Below are 26,094 nucleotides of genomic sequence, written 5' to 3'. Positions count from 1 at the left end.
TCATTCTCCCTTGGAATGTTTCTCCAAGCAAGTATAAGGATCTTTGAACGAAAATGAAAGGAAGGGCTTGTTGTCTTCCCATGAGCCTCCCACCCCATCTTAATTTTTGACAAAAACATTATTGCAATTAGATCGTAGAATTTGTTAAAGGGGACTAGAGATGGTTTTATTCGAGTGCACGATGCGCTAGACTAGAAATGACGAACTGTTAGATTGGTCATAAGGGGGAGAACGACGATGATAAGAGGATTAACAACAGCAGGTTTGGGTGAGATGGGTTCTAATGAAGAATATATCAGACTTGCGAGCCAATTCGGCTTTCAGTCGATAGACGCAAATCCATTGGAGTTAGTGCAGCAGTATGGTAAGGATGGGGCTGTTCAATTGCTGGAAAGTCATGGCATCATGTTAGGATCATTTGGTTTAGCGGTAGATTGGCGCACGACAGAGAATAGCTTCAGGGAAGGGTTGAAATCGCTTACCCAAATGGCTGAGGCCGCTGCTGCATTAAATTGTACGACATGTTGTACATATATTTTACCTTCGACAGATCTTCCGGTCGCAGCTTTTATGATTGCAGCCACAAGACGTTTAAGAATATGCGCGGAAATATTAGGCGCTTATGGAATTACATTAGCATTAGAGTTCGTAGGCCCTCATCACTTACGTACACAATGGGCAAATCCACTGATCTGGACGATGCAAGATACGTTGAGCTGGATGGAGACGATCCAAGTAAGGAACATCGGATTGTTATTGGATTCTTACCATTGGCATACGAATGGATTAACGAGTGAGGATCTGCTGAAATTACAACCGCATCAAATTGCATATGTCCATATTAATGATGCTAAACCTCTACCGATAGAGGAATTGTTAGATTTCGATCGATTGTATCCAGGAGAAGGTTCTATTGATCTCACAGGATTCTTGGGAAGCCTGAAAAAGACCGGGTATACCGGTGTGATCGCCCAAGAAGTTCTGGCGCCGGCTTCCGCGCAAAGTTCATCTGAATTATTTTCTCGTTCTAAAGCAGGCTTCGATAAAGTATTCTCATCACTGGAAAACGTACCCATATAGATTGAACTTGAAAATATTCAAAAAAGGGAAAAGTGGTGGAAGGGAATTTTGGAACTGTAGGAGCGGTAGCGTCCGCCCGAAAGCTTTCCGTAGGAAAGCTCGCTTCGAAAGCATAGGCAGTCTGCGGATTTCAACCGTTAAGAACGGTATAAATCAAGAAATCTGCAGATAACAGCGGCCGGAAGTCCAAACATTCTCTGGAGTCACGACCAACCCGAAATAGGAAAATCATCAGATCATTCTATATAGCATTTGATGATCTCGCGTAAATTAAGTTCTATAAAAACTTCTACCGAGTGTTGGTGGGAGTTTTTTTCTGTTAGCAAACGCTCTCCCCATGTGATAGTATTTCACTAAAATACGGAGATGACTATTTAGCGGATCCAATGTTAGTGGGAGGGGAACAGTCGTGTCAATTCGGATAAAATTACTGTTATCTTATACGGGAATGCTAGTCGTTAGTTTACTTATGATCGTAATGACGGCAGCTTTATTTACAATTGCATCAACTGGAGATGTTCATAGTCTTCGGGATTTTTATAAAGTGCACTATCAATTAAATCCGTTGTCGGAGCAAGAAGAATCTATTTTTTTAGAATTAAAGTATTTAGCCAAGCATGACCCGGATGAATTGCAGAACAAGGATTTGTTACTGGAATATGATTTTAAGCTAAAGACAGAGAAAGCGGGACTATTTGTAAGGCGAGTGAATGACCCTGTGTTTGAATCGCGCACCTTCAATCAACCTGAATTAAAGGATGCTTTACCTCCTTACGATCTCAATAACTATCAGATTCGTAACACGTTTAATATTAAAGAAAGATTTTATGGGTATGCCAAATTTGACTTTAAATATTCGGATGGGGCGAAAGGCAGTGTTTTCGTCATCAAAGAGCATAGTCCTTTTGCGGAACTCACACGGAGGCTGCTACCAATCTTTTCATTGATATTAATTGGCGTTCTTGTAGTTGCGAATGTGCTATTATATCGCTGGATTACAAGAAGTGTTATTAAGCCACTGAACAAGTTAAGGGATTCCGCAGAACGAATTCAAGAGGGTGACCTTCAATTTGAACTTAACCTGCAATCCAAAGATGAGATTGGGGAGTTAAATAAAGCGTTTGAGACGATGAGACAGAGGTTACAAGAGTCAGTGAGCCTTCGTCTGCAATATGAGGAGAATCGGAAAGAATTAATCTCAAATATTTCACATGATTTACGTACTCCGATTACGAATATTAAAGGGTTTATTGAAGGCATACGAGATGGTGTCGCCAATACACCTGAGAAGATGGACATGTACGTCGACATTATTTATAACAAAACCATTGGAATGGATAAATTGGTTGATGAGTTGTTCCTATATTCCAAGCTGGATTTGAATCAGGTCCCATTTTCGTTCGAAGCGGTGGATATTATTGCATTCCTTGAGGATTGTATCGAAGAGATGCGCTACCATAATGAAAATAAAGGAGTTTCATTTCATCTAGACGACCATAACTCCGAACGTATTGAGGTTATAGCAGATTTGGATAAATTAAAACGGGTATTACTGAACGTAATTGGAAATGCGCTGAAATATATGGACAAGCCGGACCCTTTCATCCGTTTTTCTCTGCAAGTGGATAGTGAATGGGTGACTGTTGAAGTGAAGGATAATGGAATGGGTATTGATGCTGAAGCACTTCCACATATCTTTGAACGGTTTTATCGTGCAGAGCCTTCTCGGAATCTATCGACAGGCGGTAGCGGACTTGGTCTTGCGATAGCTCGTCAGATTATTGAAGGGCATGGTGGGTCGATATGGATGGAAAGTGAACCAGATGTGGGATCAAGCTTGTTCTTTACTTTAAAGCGAACGACTGACGAAGGAGGATTTCATTCGCATGACACGGATTCTAATTATTGAAGATGAGGCAACGATAGCGCAATTGGAAAAAGATTATTTTGAGCTGAATGGTTTTGCCGTGGATATATGTCATACAGGTTCTGAAGGGCTTGGGCAGGCTCTTGAAGGGGATTACAATCTTATTATCGTAGATTTGCAGTTACCTGGCATCGATGGCTTTGAATTATGCCGCCGTATTAGGGAGGCTAAGGAAGTGCCGATCTTTATCGTATCTGCGAAGAAAGAGGAGATCGATAAGCTTCGGGCGTTTAATCTCGGAGCGGATGATTATATTACGAAGCCCTTTAGTCCAAGTGAATTAGTGGCAAGAGCGAAAGCGCACCTAACGAGATATGAACGCATGCTCAGCAAGCTAGAGCCAATGGAGAAGCATGAGATCCAAATCCGTGGAGTTCATATCGATAAAAATGCCCGCAGAGTGTATGTACGTAATCATGAGGTTTTGTTTACCGCTCGGGAGTTCGATGTACTGGTCTTTTTAGCGAGTCATCCGAATCGGGTATTCAGCAAAGATGATTTATTCGAACGGATCTGGGGGATGGACTCCAGCGGAGATATCGCAACGGTTACGGTTCATATTCGCAAAATACGGGAGAAGCTGGAAGCGGACCCCTCGAATCCACAATATATTGAAACGGTGTGGGGTGCGGGATACCGGTTTACGGTGTAATGGCGTTTCTCTTTAAGGTTTTCGATAATTTTAAGCTCTAGTTAATACTTTATTAATAAATCGTTTCTGGGGAGTTTATTTCTTTCCTTTATCATTCAGTTATAGACATGAACAACAAATAACTTAATGATCTGAGGGGGAAATATAGTGAAAATCGTAGCTAAAAAAGCAGCAGCATTAATGGTCGCAGCAACACTAGGAGCAACCTCTTTACCCTTTGCGGTGTTAAATGTACAAGCAGCACCTGCATCAAGCCATAACGGGATATCCGCAGCAGCATCCAAGTTATCAGATAAAGAAATTCAAGAAGCCGTTGAAGTGCTTGCGGGACTAGGTGTGTTACAGGGTTATGCAGATCATTCGATGGGTGTACACCATCCAATCAATCGTGCAGAATTAGCGAAAATGGTAGTATTGACCTTTAAATTACAAGGTGCCGAGGAGAACATTACTCCATTCACCGATGTGAATTCGAACGTATGGTATTACAAATATGCGTCGGTACTTGTTGGTTTAGGGATAATGGAAACGGTAGATGGTAAATTTAACCCTAATGAAACGGTAACGGATGAAGAAATTGTGCAAGTTGTATCGAAGGCGTTGAAGCGTGATGTCTTATCGGTTAACTACTGGGCTAATAAGTTGAAATCCACTTCTGGACCTGTAACACGTGGCGAAACAGCGGCCTTACTGAATACAGCACGTAAAGCAATGCCTTCCGATAAAGCTCAAATTACAAGTGTGAAATCGATCAATGAAATTACATTAATCGTAACCTTAGATGCTCCTTTGACAGCTGAGAATGAGGTGTTTGCTAAAGCAAAAGAAGATTTTGTATTCAATGACGGTCTAACCTTGACGAATATGCCGCGGCTGAAATCGGGTTCTGTTGCAACGTACATTGTTCCTACATCGGTGCAAAAAGCTGGAACAACCTATAACTTAACGTACAAAGGTAAGAATGCAGGATCATTTGTAGGAAACGCAACCAAGGTAGATATGACAACAACCACTCAGGTAACCAACGATACCTTTGAGATTGAAGCACTGAAAACAAATGGCGTCATTGACTATGGATATGTCATCTCTGCATACAGTGGTGGACGTGGTGCTAACGCATTTGTTTTGGATGAGAACAACAGATCAAATGGCATCACGTATCAAATCATTCCTTCCATGCAAGGTAGACAAGTAACGATTACCCCAGAAGGTGGAGAATCCATCGTTGCCAAGTATGTTCCATTTACACAATCGACAGATGGTAAGATTGAGCCGAAATTCCGGCTTCCTGAAGGACAAGTCTTGAAACCAGGTGTGAAATATACCGTAACATCCGACTGGGCCAATATATCAAATCCTTCATTCGAAGCAAAAGAAATAGCGCCACTGCAAATCTCTGGCGCTGAAGCTGTCAGCGATACATCCATCAATGTATCCTTGGCTCAAGACCCTGGTGATGAATTGTTTTCGGGTCGTAGTGTACAACTAACCGCTCCAAACGGAGACAAATGGGTTGCAACCTATAAATTCTCCAGTCGTAAAGGTGCCGTAGGTGTATTCGATATTACGGATAGCGGTAAATTGGCTGCTGGGACAGTGTATACTGTGACACCACTAGGCGCATGGGCAACCTCTCAAGCCACATTCACTTCGAAATAAGGCGAGTCTACATGAAAGGTGTTGAATGTCATGCGCTTTCTCGTCTTAACACTCTTACTCTTTATATCAGGATGTCAGACCGATGATTTCAAGGTGTTAAACAACCAAGGGCAGCAATCAACTCAGGAGGTGAACAATGAAATGGATAAGCTGAACCAAGCACTGTTAGCAGCGACTCGTCAAGGAGATAAGGAGCTTATAACAAAACTATTAACAGACGGTGCAAATATTGATGTTACAGATAATGAGGGTAGAACGCCCGCTTTAATCGCTGTACACACGAATCAACTGGATATATTCAAATTATTGCTTGAAAAAGGTGCCAACATCAATATCCGCGACAATCGCTCGGATAATCCACTTCTTTATGCAGGCGCTGAAGGAATGCTTGATTTTGTGAAGGTATCTATTGCTGCAGGTGCTGATACCTCAATTGTGAATAGGTTTGGGGGGACCGCACTCATCCCTGCTGCAGACCGTGGTCATGTGGATATTGTGGAAGAACTTCTTACAAGTTCTGACGTCAATATTGATCATGTCAATAATCTGGGTTGGACTGCATTACTAGAAGCTATCATACTGGGCGATGGGGGCAAAGAACATCAGGCTATAGTGCAATTGTTAATACATCATGGTGCTGATATTCATATAGCAGATTCTAACGGAGTTAGTCCCTTACAGCATGCGCAAAATAGGGGTTATCAAGAAATGGTAGAAATGCTAATGAACAAGAGTAGTGATTCGATATAATTTAAAAAAAGGGAACTCCGCTCAAAACGGAGTTTCTTTTTTTTGTCCTTTGAAACTAGGATTACCCACCTCTAGAAACCTCATAATATAGTATAATCAGACTATAATATTCAATAGCGGAAGATGGGAATATAGCACTATTAAATTTATCGAAGAATGAGGCGTACATGAGAACTTCGGAGAATAAAATTAAGTTAAGTCATATGTTATACATAGTAGTATTTATCAGTATTTTAATTATTGTACGTTGGGGCTGGTATAATCATTTTTCGTTATCCAATCCTCCTGCTGTGAAGCAAGGCGTGTTAGATTTACGTGGGGTGGACATTGAATCACTAAGCACCTTTCCGCTGGATGGTGAATGGGAATTTTATCCTGAACAATGGGTGAATGCTACCAATATCGACAACGCTACGAAGGGGCAGATGCTTCAGGTACCGGGTAACTGGAATGCTATATTTAAGCCTGAAGAGCAAAAAAAGGCATATGGATACGGAACTTATCATTTGCGAATTCTGCTGGATCAACCCTTATCTGAGCCACTTAGCTTTTGGTTCCAATCTATCTATACTGCATCTGAAGTGGAGATTAATGGAACAGTTCTCTCACGGTTTGGTGTGTTATCTGATGAGAAAGAAGGCCATGTTTCTGTCACCAAGTCATTCCTGATCAGTTATACATCGATAGATCAGAAACAAATGGATCTGTTTGTTCGGGCATCAAATTATGAGTCTCCGTTAAAAGGAGGCATTGTTAGGTCTGTAGAGTTTGGCATTCAACATGAGATAGATACAGTCTACTGGAATTCCATCGGCTTGCAGCTAATCGTAGGGGTACTGCTTCTACTACATGGGCTGTATTTATTGATCATCTATTTGATGGATGTGCGAAAAACAGAGTTGATTATTTTCTTCTCGATGATGGTTGCAGCGGCTGTATCCATTGGGGTTGAACATAATGGACTATTGTTCCGGTTTCTTCAGGTTGATTTTGCCTGGACGTTGAAGCTAAAGGTTCTTTCGTATATAGGGTTCTGCTTGTTCCTGTTCCTGATGGGTAGAGAGCTTTATGGGAATCTGCGGAAAGGCAAGGCCTTTTATAGTTACATCTTCTCACTCCTCGTTTTTACACTATTTATAATCTTTGGTCCAGAAGAGATAGTGCTATATTCAATCGAAAAAGGGGTCTATATGATCCTGTATTACGTTCCAGTATGTTGGACGGCTTATTATTTTATAAAGATGGTATCCATTCGAGCTGAGGGTGCACTATTTTTATTATGTTCAGTGCTTGCTGTGATTAACAATATACTATGGGCGTCTGTTTATTACGTAGGAACCTCGCAATTTATGTTTTATCCGGTAGATTTAATTGCTGCACTAGCCACTTTTTCTGCCTATTGGTTTAGAAGATACTTTAATCAGTCCCATCAGAATGTGTTATTAAACGCTCAATTGGCAGAGACGAATAAATTAAAAGACCGTTTTCTGGCGAATACGTCACATGAACTACGGACTCCCCTACATGGAATTATGAATATTGCCCAGAGCGTGTTAACGAGGAAAAAACATGTGCTGGATGAAGAGAGTCAACGTGATATGGAACTGCTAATTATGGTTAGTCGGCGGATGTCGCTCATGCTGAATGATTTGCTTGATGTGGTGAGATTGCAGGATAAACGGATTGTGATGAATATAAAAGCAGTGCATGTAAGCTCCTTGGCTGAGGGCGTGCTGGATATGTTACGCTTCCTTACCGGTGGAACAAAGGTGGAGCTTAGCATGCATATTAATGAGGATTTGCCGCGTGTACATGCTGATGAGGAGCGATTGGTACAGATTCTGATAAATCTTGTTCATAATGCACTTAAGTATACCGAACAGGGTAAGGTTGAACTGGTCGCTGAACAAGTGGGTAGGGATGTATGGATACATGTTACGGATACAGGAATAGGTATGGATGAGGCATTGAAGAAACGTGTCTTTATGCGCTATGAACAAGGGGCTTACGGGGAAGGTGGTATTGGACTGGGACTTAGCATCTGCAAGGAACTGGTCGAGCTGCACGGGAGTGAATTATTGCTGCAATCGCAGCCGGGTCAGGGGAGTAAGTTCAGCTTCAAATTACCCGTAGTAGATGAGCGTGTTCAATCATCTATTTCGGATGTTCAACTAGAAAAGGATACGATAACATTATCACCATTCAGCGCATGGATAACAGCTGAGACATCTACTATGGTAGCTGCCACATATTCCACGAAGGAAGTAGAGCCACTCTCTAAGGTTGATTCAGACTCTGATATTATACGTGTTCTGGCAGTTGACGATGATTCGGTCAATCTAAAAGTTTTACAAAATATTTTGTCAGATGGAACCTATCAGATGGTTACTGCGACTTCTGCACGGGAAGCGCTGGATAAGTTAAACCATGATCGATTTGATCTGATCATCACTGATGTGATGATGCCGGGCATGTCTGGTTATGAATTGACAAGATTGATTCGTGAGCGGTTCACGATGTATGAATTACCTATTATACTACTGACTGCTCGTAGTGAGCGGGAGGATGTCTATGCGGGCTTCTTGGCTGGAGCAAATGATTATGTCACCAAACCGGTAGATGCGATGGAATTGAAGTATCGAGCCTTGTCCCTTTCATCTATGAAGCGAGCGGTCAATGATCGGTTGAGGATGGAGGGTGCTTATTTACAAGCGCAGATCCATCCACACTTTCTCTTCAATACACTGAATTCGATCATGTCCTTAAGTGACTTTGATACTGCCAAAATGAGAGAGTTATCAGATGCGTTCACAACTTATTTGCGCATAAGTTTTGACTTCTTAAATGCAGGCAAGCTCGTTACGCTGTCACAGGAGCTTAAACTGGTGGAGAATTATATATATATCCAGCAGCAACGTTTTGAAGAGAGACTCCATGTGGAATGGGAAGTAGATGCGAATCTTGAAATGTTGATGCCTCCGCTTACGATTCAACCACTAGTTGAGAATGCTGTTCGACATGGCGTTTTAAGTCGCGCTAAAGGTGGAACACTGCGTATTCACATTGAGACACGTGCGGATGCTGTTCATTTTAACATTGTAGATACAGGGATTGGAATGGACGAAGCACAAGTCAGCATGTTGTTAAATCCGAATGGCTATAAGAATCAAGGTATTGGGCTGCTTAATACGGATAGAAGATTGACGCAATTATATGGACAGGGCTTGCACATTCAAAGTATTCCTGGCTTGGGAACTACGGTGTCATTTATCATTCCTGATAAGGATTGATTATGATCATGGGGTAACTCCTTGGAGTTATCCCTTTTTGGTGTTTTCTTTAGAAAATTATGTGAATATTTCACTATTGTTGCATCATTGATTGTAAAAATAAAAGCTACCTGCCATTATTACAGAGAAAGGAAAATTTGTGATCAAAAAACCATTCATGATAGGAGAATTAGAATGACTAATAACTTATTTGTAAAAGAGACAAGAGAACAACTGAGCTGGATGAATTGCCCCGAGCGTTGGGAGTTTACAGACTTAGATGAGCTTACAATAATTGCACCACCTAAATCGGATTTTTTCCAAGACCCGGCAGGTAAACATTTCGCAAGTTCAGCGCCATTCTTATCCACCCCTGTGGGTACTTCCTTTGAAATGACGACCAGAATTAGTGTCAATATGCGGCATAAATATGATTCAGGCTGCCTCATGTTTATGATGGACCATTATAACTGGGCCAAAATTTGCTTTGAGTTTGACGGACAGTATCCCATAATCGTGTCTGTGGTGACAAGGGAAGGGATGTCAGATGATTGTAACTCCGTACAAGTTGCTGTAGACAATCCGTATTTGCGTATTACCAAACAAAATCATTGTGTTACCTTCTCCTATTCAGAGGACGGAGCGAATTGGACACTGATCCGATATTTTGGAATGAAGGAAGGTGCTGAATGCGTAGCAGGTGTTGTCGCACAATCTCCCCAAGGTGAAGGCTGCTCAGTGAAATTCGACTATTTGAGTTTGTCGGAATCGAAGGGTGAAAGCCGCTTCTAATGGATCAATTTTTAATGAACAATCCTTTTCGGTCTAACTGTAATTGTTTTGAAGTGAATTGGATGATGAATTCCTCCACGGCGGATATGGTAGCAATGATACATACAAAGACATTCCAAATGGTGTGATCGATGTGGAGAAGCCATAGAGGAGTTATAAATAAGAGGAGTCCGGTCAGTTTATTGCCATAGGTGTGAATGCTTGCGTAAGTTTTGAATTTTCGGAGGGCAACCCCTATCGATGTTAGACGGATGACCGCGATCATGAAGATCCATATCATGATTTCGAGCGTAAGTCCCAGAAGCGGATATAGTGTAAATAAGGAGACCGCTATCAGTATCGTGTCGGCTGCGGAATCCAGTTTTGCTCCAAGGCTACTTGTTGTGTTCGTCATTCTAGCAATAGGTCCATCGATCAGATCGGTGACCCCGCAAAGGATATAAATTACAAGGAAGGCCAAACTTAGCGGATCGAGGAATAATAACAACATTGCCAAAATGATTCTGCCAAACGTAATTCCATTGGGTATTCTCTTCATCATTCAATCCCACCTTTGTATACGACCTTATCTTATTTCTATTTTACCAGAGGAGTGCAAATTCTATAAAAAACAAGCCGGAGCGAATGCTCGCTCCGGCTTGTTTCTATGTTTGTTAAAGCTTATTGCGCGGATACAGACTTGAACCATTCGTTAACTTCTTTAGTGATTTGGTCACCGCCATTGGATTTCCAATTGGCAACGAATTGGTCAAAGGAGTTTACTGGCAGTTTGCCATAAATAATTTTGTTGAATGTTTCCATTTCGGACTGACGAAGCAGGTTCCATTTGGAAACCATCGTTGGTGTAGCAGCACCAGTAAAGTAGTTTTGTTTACGAACGTCTAGTTGTGACATAACCACTTTTCCTGCCGCCCAGTTTTCTGGTTTACGGAACTCTGCCATTTGTTTTTCATAAGGTGTTACAGGTGTCTCGCCGTCAGCAAGTTTAACCAAAGTCTTCATAAACAGATCAGGAATACGGGCCGGACCTGTTAAGAATGGGAATTCATTGGAGAAGTCTTTAATCTTGTCTTTATCACTTGTTGGTTCTCCATCAATCATATCCCAGTCGTAACCTTTAGCAAAGCCATATTCATATTGACTGCCTGCAGCGGGGTTAGCTAAGTTATCAAGCAAGTAGTTATAGTATAAGAAAATAGCTTCTGGGTGCTTAGCATCCTTGTTAATCATGATACTAGCATTTACACCGGAATTCTGCCATTTGGTTCCAATCAAACCATCTGGTCCTGCTGGAACCGGATAACCTTTAATCTTCGCTCCAGGTACATTCTTCATAAGATCGGGAGCAGGCCAGTCTGGAACCCAGTTGGCGCCTGGCAGAATACCAGCTGCACCTTTCGTGAAGCTCTCAGCGGATTTACCTTCATCCCAAAGGGCGGAGTCCGTGTGAATATATCCTTTATCCATCCATTCGCTAAGCTTTGCGAGTGCTTGCTTAGCACCTGGGTTAATGGAACCATATTCAAGATTGCCATCTTTATCTTTGTTCCATTGTTCCTCAATTGTACCGTATGCCCCGAATAACCAGTCTAGTTGGCCCATCCAGGTATTTGTGTTGTTTTTCAAAGAAATTGCAAGCGGGTACACATCTTTAGGCGCTAAGCCATCAGGGTTTTCGTTCTTAAATTTGTCCATGATGTTCTCAAGATCGGCGATGGTCTTAGGCGCTTCCAGCTTCAGCTTTTCCATCCAATCTTCACGTAACCACAAGAGCGTATCATCATTGTCGGTATATTCAAGGATCGGCAGATTATATTTCTTACCGTCTTTAGTGAATGGGTACCAAAGTTCTGGATGTGCTGCAACGTGATCTTTCAGAATTTTGTTTGCATACTTATCAAACAACTCATCGATAGCGATGAACTGACCGGAATCAATAAGCTGATTGGTCAATACTGCGTTAGTTGGTGCAAAAACGAAATCAGGAAGCTTTTCGCCGGAAGCAATGGCAAGTTGAAGCTTTTGTCTGTATTGATCGTCATTTGCAGGATACCAAGTATCTTTATGCTTCATACCCAATGTTTCAAGCATCCAGCGATCGTGAACGTTGTTTTCTTTGGTATCACCTTGAACATACTTCTTAGGCATCAATACGGCACTGAACTCGATCGGTGGATCGTATTTGCCTTTTGCGAAAGCAGCATCTGCTTCGGATTGGGTATTATTGGTAGCGTTACCATTTTTGGCATTCTCATTAGATGTGCCGCTACTGCCACATGCTGTGAGAGTGATAAGTGCTGTGACCGTGAGAAGCGACCACATTTTCTTGAACTTGATCATTCTTCAATTCCCCCTACTGTGTATGATCTTTACAAGTGTAACTTTAACAACTTGTCGGGGATGTCATCTATATGAGATTTTTAGTTTCGATAGGACTCTATCATGTTATTTGTTAGTATCTCTATATTCCTGCGGCGTTACCCCAAACTGCCGTTTGAATACTTTGATAAAATAAGCAGGGTCCATATATCCAATTTCCATGCTGATTTCATAGACTTTTTTATTGGTGGTCTTCAGCTTATGACAGGCACGATCCATCCGCAAGCGCGAGATATAATCGCTAATGCCTTCACCTGTTTCAATCTTATAAATTTTTGATAAATGGGTCGGATGGAGATTTACATGGTCAGCCAGAACACGTAATGATACATCATCATGTAAGTTCTTATCCGTATAATCTTGAATTTTCTTTACATACTCGGAACGTATGTCTTTGATTTCGTTGGATGTGCCTTCTTTTAGATTGGCTAGAACACTTAGCGACCATTTTCTTAGTTTACTAATGCTGGTAAAAGCATCCCCACTTTGTAACGCTTCTATATCGGTCCCCATTAAGTTTGCTAGCGTATGACCATTGCGATGTGCAAGATTCGTGAAAGAAGCAGTAATTAAAAAGCCAGCCTCCATGCAATGCTCCCACGATTCAGACCATTTCTCATCCAGCTCGGCACAGACGGCAAGCAATTTCTCTTCGGCCGCATCCCAATGTCCACTCTCCAGTAGATGAATCAAAGAGGGTGGAGTATAAAGAGCGTCTAAAGGCCCTTGTGTTGAGGGAAGCTCCAAGTCACTGACCCGCATAATGAATTCTCGCTCATCTCCGACAATTTGGCGGAAAGAGGAGGAGGCCTGATGAAAACGATTCGACAGCTGCTCAGGAAACTTGAACCACTCCGTGATTACAATGGATAGTGAGCCTTTCAGAAATTGCTTGACCTTATATTGAAGTTGTAAAGAAAGCTTCTCTAATATGGATTCTTTTCCAAGGTCAGCTCCTTGTTCTTTAAGCTGGAGCAGAAACACAAGATATCCATGTTCCTCTTTAACGCCCCAGACTTCCATAAATTCTCCCATAATCTCTTCAGCCATATTAATAATCGCATATTCAATCAAGGTTTGATCGGTATTATCAAATTCTCTGAATTCTTCTTCCATTCGTACCAGCATCAATGCGGCTTCTCCGGATTGAAAGGGCAGATCGTAACTCACGAGCTTCCGTTCCCATTCACCGGCTTGAAAACGATGACCTTGTAAGGCATCCAGTAGCAATCGCCCTCGTAAAACAGGGAGGTTCTCACGGAGGGTAAACTGGGTTCGTTTAAGAGAACTTATAAGCTCCCATTCAGCATTCAATTGATTGATCGCATTTTTGACTGCTCCGAGCAATTCATCATCAGTCGGCGGTTTAAGCAAGTAATCCACGGTCTTGTTCTGAAGTGCTTTTTTTGCATAATCGAATTCTGAATGGCCGGATAAAATAATACATTTAATTTTTTTGTTATGTTTTCTTATCCGCTCTATCAATTCGATTCCCGTCATTTCTGGCATTTGAATATCTGAGATTACTATATCAATGGGATGCGTATCGATAATTTGTAGCGCTTCACGTGCGGAATAAGCTTTATGCACATGTTCAATTCCTAGCGTATGCCAGGGTTTAGTCATGGAAAGATTATCTACCCAGTGTGCTTCGTCGTCTACTATGATCATCTGCATGTTGTTAGTCTCCTTGATGTTCCTTTAATTTATAACTATCATCCTCAGTTGGGATTTCCCAGATAATTTCTGTTCGGAATCCACCGAGAGGGGATGGCTTGAAGGTAAGACTTGAATGATTGCCGAACAGGTGAATGATCCGCTGATTTGTATTCCAAAGACCACAACCCATTTCCTCCTGCAAAGGCTCCTGCATTTTACGGTTTAATGCTTCTAGCTGATCCGGATTCAGGCCAGGACCATCGTCATCGATATAAATTCTACAGAAGCCGTTTGACTTCTCACCACTAATCTTGATCTCACCTGATGAATAGGACTTCGCTACTCCATGAATCACAGAATTCTCCACCATAGGTTGAAGCATTAGGCGAGGTACCGATTGGCTAAGCATATCCTCAGGAATATCAATATGATAATCAATTCTGCCATTACGCAGTTTCTGGATATCTAAATAGTTGACCAAGAGCTTGATTTCTTCCTCCAAAGAAGCCGTCTCCCGTTCCATACGGGTGGTATAACGATAGTAAGCACTTAGATTATAAGCCATTGAGACGACAGCGTCCTCATCTTTCATCTGGGCCATATTGATAATATAACCAAGACAGTTATAGAGAAAATGCGGATTAATTTGCGCTTGAAGCTGCTTGAGGGTAGCTTCTCGAGCGCGGATCTTTTCATTAAATACATTTTCTATCAGGTCTTGAATTTGATGGGACATATCGTTAAAACGACGGAACAGAAACGAAAACTCATTTTGCTCATTGCTATGAAGCCGTACGGAGTAATCTCCTTGCTGTACGCGCTGTAAACCACTGACTAGTTTTTTAATCGGATATTGAACGTTTCTATACAGCAGAATGGAAGAGGATACTCCCACAACAAACAGCAGAATCATTGTGATATAGAATAAATCTCGACTAAGAGAAATCGGTTTGAGAATTTGATAAAGGGGGACAACATCTACTAAATGCCAATCCAAAGAGGCTGATTTCACAGAACTGACCAAATAGTTCTTCCCATTTAGTTTCACCACATCCTGAGTTGTATTCTCCGGAGAGTGATTATCCAGGTAATTAACTAGTTCGTCGGATAGCTGCTTGTCCGCGCTACGGTTGAGGATCGGTTTCTCCCCTTTGTGATAGAAGAACGGATCGCCTTGCCCACCTGCTTTGTACGAATCGAGCATGTTCTGAATGTTCGTATAACTGAAGCTGGCTTCAATGACTAGGCTACTTCCTGTTAACGTCCCCGGCTGAGCTAAGGAATCCGTTAAGAACCAGTAAAAGGATTTTAAATCGCCTTGAGATTCCACACCATGATCACCATACGTCCATCTTCCGCTCATATTTGCTTTTAAATAATCCTCATCATACCCGATGGGTCTGTCGTAATTGGCGATGACATCTTTATTCTGCTGTGAATGAACGGCGTATCTGGTCGGCCAAATATCTGTAACCCCAGCTTGAAGCACCATCTTTTCCTGGAGGATATATCTGGTCTGCATCTGATCATAACGATCTTCCCATACATTTAGTCCATTGAATGCCCTGACGTTGGGATCTCTTGAAAGAATAAGGGTGAAGTCCATCATCTGATTAATTCGAGAATCGATCTGATTGGATAAAAAAGTGAGTTGTTTCGTATTGGACGTCTGCAACTCTTTGCCTACAACCTCGAAGGTGACGTTATTTGAAAAGGTATACATGATAATGATGGGAATGAATAGGAGTATGATCAAGCTGTTTATTTTGGCAAACAGACTAAATCGAGATTGTAAGTTTCCTCTAAGTATTGTAAAGCGCTTCCATAAATTCATAAATGCCCCTCCAGATGTTGTCCTAATAAAACCCTATCAAGCCTAACAATGTTATATAGTCAAACCTGAGAAACGCCTGATACTATTTATAGCAGAGATCCCCATCACACACAAAATATTTTTTTTGGGAACAGGAGAGAGCTATGGAGGCTAATATGGAGGTTAACTCGATACCACAGGCGAGCCTAGAAAGTCAGCCGAGTAAAAAAAGAAAAAAAGGCTTTAATCAACCATGGATTCTCCATTTTATGGTGTTGCCAGCGGCAATCATGGTTTTTATTTTTTCTTATATTCCGATGTCCGGAATTCTTATGGCATTTCAAGACTATAAACCTGCACTAGGTTTTTTTGATTCCGAGTGGGTCGGACTTAAGCATTTCAGGTACATGTGGGAGAATGATTATTTCCTGTCCATTACGTGGAATACGTTATTTTTTGCTTGCTCCAAAATTGTTTTGAACTTGATTATTCCGTTTATCTTCGCCTTATTGCTTAATGAGGTAAGAAGAATGGGCCTTAAAAGAACTATTCAAACACTCGTTTATCTTCCGCACTTTCTGTCTTGGGTTACACTTTCAGGGATTCTCATTGATATCCTTGCTCAGACAGGTATTGTCAATCAATTCCTCACATCTGTATTCGGCATCAAGCCGATTTTCTTCCTAGGAGACGGCAACTGGTTCAGGTTCACTATCATTGCTAGTGATGTTTGGAAAGAGTTTGGTTTCAATACGATTATCTTTTTAGCGGCACTTTCGGGTATCAATCCATCACTTTATGAAGCTGCTGAAGTGGATGGGGCGGGGCGTTGGAAACAAACGATGTATATCACAATTCCTGCGTTAATCCCAATCGCTATCGTAATCGCCACCTTGGCACTGGGTAATGTGCTCAACGCAAACTTTGACCAGATCTTTAACTTGTACAGTCCATTGATCTATCAACAGGGAGATATCATTGATACTTTCGTGTATAGAGAAGGTCTACTAAGCGGACAGTTCAGTTTCGCAACCGCAGTTAATCTATTCAAATCGTTAATTAGCTTAGTCTTAATCGTAGTCTCTTACCGACTTGCTTATAGATTTGCAGGGTACAGAATTTTCTAGAAAGGATGACAACTGATGTACCATAAAACAATTCCATATCGAATATTCAGTATAATCAATAATGTGTGCTTGACTATCCTTTCCGTGCTCTGCCTGCTACCTTTGTACCACTTACTCATGGTATCTCTTAGTGCATCCGCACCTGCTAATGCTGGATTAGTCACATTCTGGCCGATTGGCTTTACCTTTGAAGCCTATGCAAAGACGTTTAATAATGTCAATTTCCTTAACTCCTTGTGGGTGTCTGTGGAACGGACAATACTCGGAACAGGACTAGCGCTGGTAGTAAATACGGTTGCAGCTTATGCGCTGTCTAAGGAAACAAGAGTCTTTCGTGCAAGAAACGTTTATCTTTGGTATTTTGTTGTCACCATGCTGTTCAGCGGTGGTCTGATACCGGGTTACATTCTAATTCTGAAGCTAGGTCTTATGAATTCATTGATGGCACTTATTCTTCCTGGATTAGTTGCTGTATTTAACATCATTTTGCTTCTGAATTTCTTCCGTACCGTACCTAAAGATCTTGAGGAAGCAGCTTTTATTGATGGGGCAGGGCACTTTCAGACCTTTGTGAAAATATATTTACCGGTCTCCTTACCTGTTATTGCAACCGTCTCTCTATTCCTTATGGTAGGACACTGGAACGCTTATTTTGACGGTATTATTTATATCAGAGATGCAGACAAGCTTCCGTTAGCAACGTTTATGCAGACGATTATCGTTCAGGCAGATATGTCTAAGCTTGATCCGGCAGCCGTTGCTAATTTATCACAACGAACCATCCGGGCCTCGCAGATTTTTATAAGTGCTTTGCCAATTCTATTGGTTTATCCTTTCCTGCAACGTTTCTTTGTAACTGGGATTGTGGTAGGTGCTGTAAAAGAATAATCTCTTTTTAGAAAAAGAGTTTGAAGAAGGAGCTACGGTTCTAGTCCAAGACTAGAACATGTAGCTCTTTTTTTATTTAGATGGATTTCATGGCTAAACTGGATAATTATTGAAAACAATAAAAATATTCAGAAAATTTTCATATGACGATCAAGCTAACATAGGCTATAATGAGGTCTAAAAAAGAAAAAAAGAAAACGGGGCATAAGAATGAATCAATTTAAAGGTGAAAAAAATCTTCTCTCAGAGAAGAAGGAGCGTTTCTCTTCCGCCGGCTTTATTTTCGCAGCGATCGGGAGCTCAGTAGGACTGGGGAACATGTGGAAATTTCCGTATATCACTGGGGAAAATGGGGGAGCGGCTTTCTTCCTTCTCTTCATTGTATGTTTAGTGTTGATCGGTTTACCCGTATTGTTGGCAGAGTTGGCCATCGGTCGTAGCGGACGTGGAAGCGCGGCTACTGCATTTGTACGAGCCGGAGGCGGGAAGAACTGGATGGCCGTCGGATTTCTGCAAGTCCTTGCACCATTTTTAATTCTTTCCTTTTACATCATTGTTGCAGGATGGACGTTGAACTACGCAATGATTGCCTTCAATGGACAATTGTTCAGTTCCAGTAATTATGCAGGTGAATTCAGCTCCTTTATATCTGGACCTATGCCAATTGTTTGGCAGGGGATAGCAATCCTTATAACGGCGGGTGTTGTTATTCTTGGAGTATCAGGCGGAATCGAGAAATTTAATAAGGTATTGATTCCTGGTCTGGTTGTTCTCCTAATTGTATTGATGATTCGTGCGGTTACCTTACCAGGTGCAAACGAAGGAGTAGCCTTTTTCCTAAAACCAGACTTTTCGGTGCTGACGGCGGAATCTGCGCTAGTCGCTTTGGGACATGCTTTCTTTTCATTGTCGCTTGGGATGGGAATTCTCCTGACTTACGGCTCATATGTGGATAAAAAACAATCGCTAGGAACTGCTGCACTCGCAGTCGGAGCAGGAGATTTGTTATATGCGTTTATCGCAGGATTGATTATTTTTCCGACGACATTCTCATTTGGCATTGCTCCTGATCAAGGTCCTTCGCTAATTTTCATTGCTTTGCCAGCAGCTTTCTCAGCAATGCCATTTGGTGCATTCTTTGGTGGTTTGTTCTTTATCTTGCTGGCGATTGCCGCTTTAACTTCTGCCGTATCTCTGCTTGAGGTGCCTGTATCTTTCGCGATGGAGCGCTGGAATTGGAGCCGGAAACGTTCAGTTTGGATTTTGTCATTAGTATGTTTCCTCCTCAGTATTCCTTCGGCGATGTCACTGGGAATGGTCCCTGAGCTATCGTTTGGCGGCAAAGCGTTGTTCGATTGGGTGGATTTTGTAACTTCTAACATTATGTTGCCACTAGGCGGTCTGTTGGTTACCATCTTTGCCGGTTATTTCTGGAAAGGGGCAGCAGAAGCGGCTGGGCTTAAGGCAGGTTGGTTCCGCGTTTGGTTGTTTATGCTCCGGTATGTTGCGCCGATTCTGGTGTTCTTGGTGTTGCTTCATACTTCAGGGATTATTAAATTTTAATTTAATTCAATTTCTAAAAAATCATCAAAAAAAGCTCTACGACCCTTGTGGTTGTAGAGCTTTTTTTGATATTGAAGATAAATACATTATTCCTCTAAATCCTACTTGACTAGGTGGATTAATTGGAATATAGTATAAAAAAAGATTGAACGAATCAATTCAAAACTAATAATTGTATACAATTATACAAATATATTGTTGAGGCTCTTGCCCGACAGATTATCGATGAGGAGCTACATGAATATGGCGATACGATCACGGAGGTTGTCAAAGGATAATACCTATGATGCATTAAAACAAAAAATTATTGATAGTGAATTAGAGCCGAATCAGCCTGTACATGAAGAAAATTTGGCAGCGTTACTAGGGGTTAGTCGTACTCCACTAAGAGAGGCGATACAGAGATTGGAGAACGAGGATTTTCTCATTCGACAGCCAAATGGAAGACTTCGGGTGGCTTCTGTGACACTCAAAGAGGTTGAAGAAATATTCCAAATTCGCAGCATGCTTGAAGGCTATATCGCAAGAAATGCAGCTAAGCATGCTACAGAGAACGATATTGTTAATTTAACGACGATGATTACAAAAATGAAACACTCCTTCCAACTTGGCGACAATCAGAATTTTGTAACCTATGGATTTGAGTTCCATGATTATTTATCAGAAATCAGCGAACTAAAAACATTCGAGAAAGTTCTGAATCAATTAAGAGATCATTCCCTTCGCTATTGTAGATTCGTCTCCATGCATGGAGATTGGAATACACAGGCGGATGAAGAACATGATCTTATCTTGCAAATGATCGCTGACCACAATGAAGATGGCGCTGAAAAAGCAATGCGAGATCATATTTTAAGCAGTCTAGCTACTGCACTTGACCGGATTAAAGGTATTGAAGAAAAGTTGGAAGCATAAAGAAAGGGGAGCACTTTACTATGAATATACTTAATGAGGTTGATCAAGCATTAGCGAATCAATTAATTGATGTTCGTAGAAACCTACATAGAGAGCCTGAATTAGCTTATGAAGAATTTAAGACCACAGAGAAATTACGGGAATGGCTGACCCATGCCAATATTCATATTCTAGACCTTCCTTTACAAACCGGACTTATCGCAGAGATCGGACAAGGTAATGGACCTGTTGTAGCTATTCGCTGTGATATTGATGCACTTCCGATAGAGGAACAGACTGGATTACCTTTTGCTTCTGAGATTCCTGGAAAAATGCATGCTTGTGGGCACGATTTTCACACGGCTACGATTCTAGGAGCTGCCTTATTGTTAAAGGCACGTGAAAGTGAATTGCCTGGCAAGGTTAGAGTATTGTTCCAACCAGCAGAAGAAACAGGGCATGGAGCGGAGAGTGTCTTAGCATCAGGAGGACTCAAGGGTGTTGACGCTATATTCGGTTTACATAATTCACCAGACCTGCCTACAGGAGCTTTTGGAACAAGAACAGGAGCTTTAACAGCAGGTGTTGATCGGTTTGAAATTACGATTAAAGGTGTCGGCGCTCATGCTGCGTATCCTGAAAAAGGTGTGGATTCCATTGTCACTGCGGCTCAGATCATTACCTCGCTACAAACCATCGTAAGCCGCCAAAACAGTACCACTGAACCGGTTGTGTTAAGTGTCACCAGAATTAATGGGGGCTTCACATGGAATGTCTTACCGGAAAAAGTGGAATTAGAAGGTACGGTGCGAACTTACAATGAAGAGATTCGTCGCCAGATTCCAATCCAAATGACCCGAATCATCGAAGGAATTGCTGCAGCTGCTGGGGCAGAGGCTAAACTTCATTGGTATCCAGGACCACCAGCAACGATTAATCATGGCGAATGGGCTGACTTTACCAAAGAGGTCGCTTCAGATGCCGGATATATAGTACATGACATCCCTCCGCAAATGGGAGGAGAAGATTTCTCCTTTTATTTACAACAGATACCGGGTGCTTTTGTAAATATAGGATCAGGTTCAGCCTATGCTTTACATCACCCTCGGTTCGATGTGGATGAAGCTGCGATTTTACCCGCTGCGAAGTACTTCGCTTTATTGGCAGAACAAGCGCTGGTGAAGCTACAAGTCAAAGCTTAATTAATCTCCTAGACCTAAATCCTAAAGATGATTGAGAGGAATGTATATGATTGAACTAAAGCAGGTTTCCAAAACGTTCACTCGGAAAGGAATCACGATTGATGCTCTTAAAGGGATCGATTTAAAGGTCGATAAAGGCGATATCTTTGGCGTTATCGGCTATAGTGGTGCGGGGAAAAGTACATTAATTCGTTTAGTCAATTATTTGGAAAGACCTACAGAAGGACAGGTCTTCGTTGCTGGGCGTGATTTAGGAACCTATAACGATAAAGAGTTACGGGCGGCTAAGAAGAATATCGGCATGATTTTTCAACATTTTAATCTATTAGAATCTAAAAAAGTATTTGATAATGTAGCGATTCCTCTAGTTCTCTTAAAAAAGAATAAGAATGAAATCCGCCAGCGTGTACAAGAGTTGCTAGAGTTTGTTGGATTAAGTGACAAAGCAGGGAGTTACCCTAGTGAATTGTCAGGTGGACAGAAGCAGCGGGTCGGGATTGCCAGAGCGCTTGCCTCGAATCCATCCATCCTATTATGTGATGAAGCGACTTCTGCCTTAGATCCACAGACAACACATTCTATTTTACAGCTATTAAAAAAAATCAATGCAGAGTACAACATTACTGTGATGATCATTACACATGAAATGTCTGTCATTCAAGAGATTTGCAACAAGGTGGCGGTGATGGAAGAGGGCCGAATTATTGAGCAAGGAAGCGTTCTGGATGTATTCGGTAGTCCGAAGCATAAGACGACACAGAATTTTGTGAAGACGGTTATTCAAAATAGCATTACGCCAAGCGTCCAAAAATCCATCAAAACAGAACCCGGAAGTGTCCTTTATAAACTTAATTTTGTTGGAGAAAGCGCCTCTGAGCCTATCCTGTTCGAGATGATTCGATCCTTCGATATGAAGGTCAATATTTTATTTGCGAACACGACCGAGATTCAGGAAACGACACTGGGTACAGTAATTATTCAATGCAGTGGAGATACAGCTGAGATTAACAATGCGTTATCTTTCTTAAAACGTCATGGAGTCGGTGTAGAGGAGGTAGAATCTAATGTTTTCGACCACATTAACAGGTGATCAATTTCTGCAGGCGATTATTGAAACGATTCAGATGGTTGGCGTCTCCTTGTTTGTTGGTTCTTTGATAGGGATACCCTTTGGTATATTGCTTGTAATCACTCGTCCTGGTGGGGTTTTGGAGAACAAAGCGCTTTACGCCATACTAAATCCGATCATCAACATTATACGCTCTCTGCCTTTTATTATTTTACTTGTAGCGATTGTACCTTTCACACGTTTGATTGTTCATACTTCGATTGGGACAAGCGCAGCGATCGTACCTTTAATTATCTACATCGCACCTTATATTGGCCGTTTAGTAGAGAACTCCTTGCTTGAAGTGAACCCGGGAATTCTCGAAGCTGCTGAAGCGATGGGTGCTACGCCATTTCAAGTGATTTGGTACTTTTTGTTGCCAGAGGCGGTTGGATCATTAATTCTGTCTTTGACAACGGCAACGATCGGGTTGATCGGTGCAACTGCAATGGCTGGAACGGTAGGGGGCGGCGGTGTCGGCGACTTGGCGATTGTATATGGATACCAACGTTTTGACACGGTTGTAGTCGTAGCCACTGTGGTTATTCTCATTATTTTAGTGCAAGGCATTCAATCTTTAGGCAACACGCTAGCAAGAAAAATTCGCCGTTATTAGTCATTACATATTCCGGGAGGGAGTTTGGCAGATGAGTGAATGGAGCAAGCAAGATCGATTTAAAGCGATATTATCTGGAGAAAAGGCAGATCGCTCAATTGTAAGTGGTTGGCGGCATTTTATCGACAAAGAACAAACTGCAGATGATTTAGCGCAAACTACGATTTCTTTTACGAAACAATATGATTGGGACTGGGTCAAGATCAATCCTAGAGCAACTTATTTGGCGGAAGCTTGGGGCAATCAATATGATTTTACGGATTATCAGACTGTATTTCCAAGGCAGCAAACAACAGCAATTCCATCAGCGGTTAATCTATGGGATATCGAAGTTAAAGAGGCGGTGCATACAGCTTCCTTGGCAGAACACTTAGAGGGTGTTAGAAAAATTCGTCAAGGACTACCTGATACCCCACTAATCCAAACGGTATTCTCACCATTGACTGTATTGCTATTTATTGTAGGACGTTCTGCTTATGTTACAAAAACAGTGTTTGGCATTGAGCATCCAGTAACTTTGCAGTCGTTATTTAAGGAGCATCGTGCGGCAGCGCACCATGCATTACATGCGATTTCATTAACCTTAGCCGATTATGTACAAGAGCTGCAGCAAGTGGGTTCTGACGGTTTGTTCTACGCTGTGACAGGCACCGCTCACCCAGGATTATTTGATGAAGCCATGTTTGACGAGTTCTCCAGACCTTATGACTCTATTGTCTTAGAAGCTGCAAGCTACGGCAAAAACATTCTTCATACTTGTGGGGCTTATGCCCAGCCTGAGAAATTTAATGATTATCGAATTGATGGGATCAGCTGGGATACTGTAGCCGAGGGGAACCCTGGTTTAGAGGCGGATCTTAAAGCTACTAAAGTAGGTGGCGTCGATCATGGGCTGTTCGCTGTAAACGATATCGCACAAATTAAGCAGCAGGCTAAAGAAGCACTGACATTAATGAAAGACCAGCCTTTTATTCTTTCTCCAAATTGCGCTATCCCGCTTAATGTGACGGATGAGGCGTTAGCACAACTAAAACAATCTATATTTGAATAGGAGATGAAGTTATGAAAAAGTTGATAGTAGTGTTGATGATAGGGGTTCTAGCGGTGTTGACGGCTTGCGGGAATAGTCAATCCGATAATTCTGGAGATAAGAAGAAGCTTACCATTGGATTTGGTGTGGGAACCTATGAGGAGCAATTCCGCCAATCGATCCTTCCGATCCTAGAGAAACAAGGCTATAGCGTTGAAATTAAGTCCTTTTCTCAAAACATGCAGGTCAATCCTGCGATGAAGGAAGGCTCCATTGACGCAAGTATCTTCCAAAGCACAGCATACATGGAGGCAATTAACAAAGAAATCAAAGCAGACATGGTAGGAATTGCTTATGCGCCTGGTGCACCACAAGGTCTTTATTCCGTAAATCATACTACACTTGACGATGTTAAAGATGGTACAACCGTAGCTGTTCCGAATGATCCGGTGAACCAAGAGCGTGCACTTCGTATCCTGGAAGAATTGGGTTGGATCAAGATTAAAGATGGCGCAGGCGTAGCTGATTTTAACATCAACAGCATGGAACCGGATAAATATAACATTGATATTAAAATATTGGACCCTGCTCAAATCCTAGTTTCACTGCAAGATGTTGATTACGGCGTTGTAAACGGGAATTATATTGCTAATTCAGACAGAAAGATTACGGATGCCTTGAAAATCGAAAATACGCCTATGGAACACAGAATTATCGTATCGGTTAATAAAAAGGATGAAAATACACAGTGGGCGAAAGACTTGAAAGCAGCTTATGAATCTAAAGAGTTCGAAGAATATATTCGTGGAATAGAGAAATATGATGGTTTCATTCTGCCTGAAGCATGGGACAACAATTAAGTAAGGAAGTGAACGCAAGTGACACAAGAAAAGATTCATTTTATCGGTGGAGGACAGATGGCGGAAGCGATCATTCGCGCATGTATATCCAACAACACCCTGTCGGTAGATCAAATTAGTGTATCTGACATTAATGAAGCTCGTCTTCAGTTTTTGAGTACCAAATACGGAATAGATACGAAGAGCTCACAGGAGCAAAGCCTATCTACTGCAGATCTGATTGTGGTTGCGGTGCGTCCAAAGGATGATTTAACTACACTTGGACAAATCGTACAACAATTCGCTTCACCTACCGCAGTCATCGTATCGATTGTGGCAGGTGTGACGAATGTCCAATTAGCTGGTTATTTTGGAGCTGAGAGGTCCATTATCCGTGTCATTCCAAATACATTAACGGATACAGGCTACGGATATAGCGGTGTAGCATTAAATGCTTACGCTAGCCGTGATCAAGTGGAGCATTTCTTACTCGGATTTGGTAAAGTGCAATATCTGGATGAGACATTAATGGATATTTTCACTGGATTTGGTGTGGCTGGCCCCAACTATATTTATTATTTCATTGAGTCTTTTGTAGATGCAGGTGTGCTTGCCGGATTGCCGCGTGAGCAAGCCTGGAATGTTGCACTGGAGAATATGATGGGATCGGTAGCTATGCTGCAGCAGACAGGGCTGCATCCAAGACAACTGCTAGATATTAATAATTCACCTGGCGGAGTTGGGATGCATGGCTTGTACGAATTAAATAACAGTGATTTCGCAGCAGGTCTGCAAAGAAGTGTTCTGGCAGCTGTGAAGCGTACTACTGAGCTAGGAGTGAAGTAAT

At 41.8% G+C, this 26,094-nt stretch carries 21 protein-coding genes; 17 read left to right on the top strand and 4 right to left on the bottom strand.

Features of this window, described 5'->3' with window-relative positions; translation table 11 throughout:
* The first annotated feature begins 237 nt into the window (after nucleotides 1-237).
* The 7 genes from MHI27_RS19725 (at nucleotide 238) to MHI27_RS19695 (ending at nucleotide 10,129) form a co-directional block, all read left to right on the top strand.
* Nucleotides 238-1,080 carry a sugar phosphate isomerase/epimerase family protein gene (locus MHI27_RS19725; protein WP_405174517.1) on the top strand — a complete coding sequence of 281 codons (843 nt, stop codon included), beginning with the start codon at nucleotides 238-240 and terminating at the stop codon, nucleotides 1,078-1,080.
* 409 nt (nucleotides 1,081-1,489) lie between these two features.
* Nucleotides 1,490-2,989, top strand: a complete 1,500-nt coding sequence (locus MHI27_RS19720) for an ATP-binding protein (protein ID WP_405174516.1) — start codon at nucleotides 1,490-1,492, stop codon at nucleotides 2,987-2,989.
* Nucleotides 2,967-3,659, top strand: coding sequence for a response regulator transcription factor (locus tag MHI27_RS19715; RefSeq protein ID WP_076299284.1), 693 nt, complete (start codon nucleotides 2,967-2,969; stop codon nucleotides 3,657-3,659). Before MHI27_RS19720 ends, MHI27_RS19715 begins: the two co-directional genes overlap by 23 nt.
* Nucleotides 3,660-3,806: 147 nt before the next feature.
* Entirely contained in the window at nucleotides 3,807-5,318 is a 1,512-nt protein-coding gene (locus tag MHI27_RS19710) for an S-layer homology domain-containing protein (protein ID WP_405174515.1), read from the top strand.
* A gap of 141 nt (nucleotides 5,319-5,459) precedes the next feature.
* Complete coding sequence (locus tag MHI27_RS19705) at nucleotides 5,460-6,068, top strand: ankyrin repeat domain-containing protein (RefSeq protein WP_405174514.1); 609 nt, start codon at nucleotides 5,460-5,462, stop codon at nucleotides 6,066-6,068.
* Nucleotides 6,069-6,235: 167 nt separating this feature from the next.
* The gene (locus tag MHI27_RS19700) at nucleotides 6,236-9,358 is read left to right on the top strand and encodes an ATP-binding protein (protein WP_405174513.1); all 3,123 of its coding nucleotides are present in this window, start codon (nucleotides 6,236-6,238) and stop codon (nucleotides 9,356-9,358) included.
* A gap of 174 nt (nucleotides 9,359-9,532) precedes the next feature.
* Complete coding sequence (locus MHI27_RS19695) at nucleotides 9,533-10,129, top strand: DUF1349 domain-containing protein (protein WP_076299280.1); 597 nt, start codon at nucleotides 9,533-9,535, stop codon at nucleotides 10,127-10,129.
* A gap of 4 nt (nucleotides 10,130-10,133) precedes the next feature.
* Here MHI27_RS19695 and MHI27_RS19690 read toward each other — a convergent pair whose 3' ends face one another.
* The 4 genes from MHI27_RS19690 to MHI27_RS19675 form a co-directional block, all read right to left on the bottom strand.
* Nucleotides 10,134-10,670 carry a CDP-alcohol phosphatidyltransferase family protein gene (locus tag MHI27_RS19690; RefSeq protein WP_405174512.1) on the bottom strand — a complete coding sequence of 179 codons (537 nt, stop codon included), beginning with the start codon at nucleotides 10,668-10,670 and terminating at the stop codon, nucleotides 10,134-10,136.
* A 119-nt stretch (nucleotides 10,671-10,789) separates the two neighbouring features.
* Nucleotides 10,790-12,469, bottom strand: a complete 1,680-nt coding sequence (locus tag MHI27_RS19685) for an ABC transporter substrate-binding protein (RefSeq protein WP_405174511.1) — start codon at nucleotides 12,467-12,469, stop codon at nucleotides 10,790-10,792.
* A gap of 105 nt (nucleotides 12,470-12,574) precedes the next feature.
* The gene (locus MHI27_RS19680; protein ID WP_042189550.1) at nucleotides 12,575-14,185 is read right to left on the bottom strand and encodes a response regulator; all 1,611 of its coding nucleotides are present in this window, start codon (nucleotides 14,183-14,185) and stop codon (nucleotides 12,575-12,577) included.
* A gap of 4 nt (nucleotides 14,186-14,189) precedes the next feature.
* Nucleotides 14,190-16,001, bottom strand: a complete 1,812-nt coding sequence (locus MHI27_RS19675; protein WP_042189548.1) for a sensor histidine kinase — start codon at nucleotides 15,999-16,001, stop codon at nucleotides 14,190-14,192.
* A 155-nt stretch (nucleotides 16,002-16,156) separates the two neighbouring features.
* Between MHI27_RS19675 and MHI27_RS19670 the strand changes: the two genes are divergently transcribed.
* The 10 genes from MHI27_RS19670 (at nucleotide 16,157) to proC (ending at nucleotide 26,093) form a co-directional block, all read left to right on the top strand.
* Entirely contained in the window at nucleotides 16,157-17,107 is a 951-nt protein-coding gene (locus tag MHI27_RS19670; RefSeq protein ID WP_042132288.1) for a sugar ABC transporter permease, read from the top strand.
* Nucleotides 17,108-17,122: 15 nt separating this feature from the next.
* Complete coding sequence (locus MHI27_RS19665; protein ID WP_076285371.1) at nucleotides 17,123-17,995, top strand: carbohydrate ABC transporter permease; 873 nt, start codon at nucleotides 17,123-17,125, stop codon at nucleotides 17,993-17,995.
* 210 nt (nucleotides 17,996-18,205) lie between these two features.
* Nucleotides 18,206-19,558: a sodium-dependent transporter gene (locus tag MHI27_RS19660; RefSeq protein WP_042189546.1), complete on the top strand. Its 1,353-nt coding sequence runs from the start codon at nucleotides 18,206-18,208 to the stop codon at nucleotides 19,556-19,558.
* Between the two features lie 243 nt (nucleotides 19,559-19,801).
* On the top strand, nucleotides 19,802-20,473 hold the full coding sequence (locus tag MHI27_RS19655; RefSeq protein WP_042189543.1) for a GntR family transcriptional regulator: 672 nt from the start codon (nucleotides 19,802-19,804) through the stop codon (nucleotides 20,471-20,473).
* Nucleotides 20,474-20,493: 20 nt separating this feature from the next.
* Nucleotides 20,494-21,654 carry an amidohydrolase gene (locus MHI27_RS19650; RefSeq protein WP_405174510.1) on the top strand — a complete coding sequence of 387 codons (1,161 nt, stop codon included), beginning with the start codon at nucleotides 20,494-20,496 and terminating at the stop codon, nucleotides 21,652-21,654.
* 46 nt (nucleotides 21,655-21,700) lie between these two features.
* Nucleotides 21,701-22,744, top strand: a complete 1,044-nt coding sequence (locus MHI27_RS19645; protein WP_042189539.1) for a methionine ABC transporter ATP-binding protein — start codon at nucleotides 21,701-21,703, stop codon at nucleotides 22,742-22,744.
* Nucleotides 22,719-23,378 (top strand): methionine ABC transporter permease, encoded by a 660-nt coding sequence (locus MHI27_RS19640; protein WP_042189536.1) that lies wholly within the window; start codon nucleotides 22,719-22,721, stop codon nucleotides 23,376-23,378. The genes MHI27_RS19645 and MHI27_RS19640 overlap by 26 nt, the downstream gene beginning before the upstream one ends.
* A 31-nt stretch (nucleotides 23,379-23,409) precedes the next feature.
* Entirely contained in the window at nucleotides 23,410-24,429 is a 1,020-nt protein-coding gene (locus MHI27_RS19635) for a uroporphyrinogen decarboxylase family protein (RefSeq protein WP_405174509.1), read from the top strand.
* Nucleotides 24,430-24,440: 11 nt separating this feature from the next.
* The gene (locus MHI27_RS19630) at nucleotides 24,441-25,268 is read left to right on the top strand and encodes a MetQ/NlpA family ABC transporter substrate-binding protein (RefSeq protein WP_076299273.1); all 828 of its coding nucleotides are present in this window, start codon (nucleotides 24,441-24,443) and stop codon (nucleotides 25,266-25,268) included.
* 18 nt (nucleotides 25,269-25,286) lie between these two features.
* Nucleotides 25,287-26,093: a pyrroline-5-carboxylate reductase gene (gene proC, locus MHI27_RS19625; protein WP_405174508.1), complete on the top strand. Its 807-nt coding sequence runs from the start codon at nucleotides 25,287-25,289 to the stop codon at nucleotides 26,091-26,093.
* Nucleotide 26,094: the final 1 nt, after the last annotated feature.

Source organism: Paenibacillus sp. FSL H8-0261 (assembly GCF_045040645.1).
Taxonomy (GTDB): Bacteria; Bacillota; Bacilli; order Paenibacillales; family Paenibacillaceae; genus Paenibacillus_AQ.
Note: the sequence above shows the minus strand (reverse complement) of the source record. Positions and strands in the feature narration are given on the sequence as shown.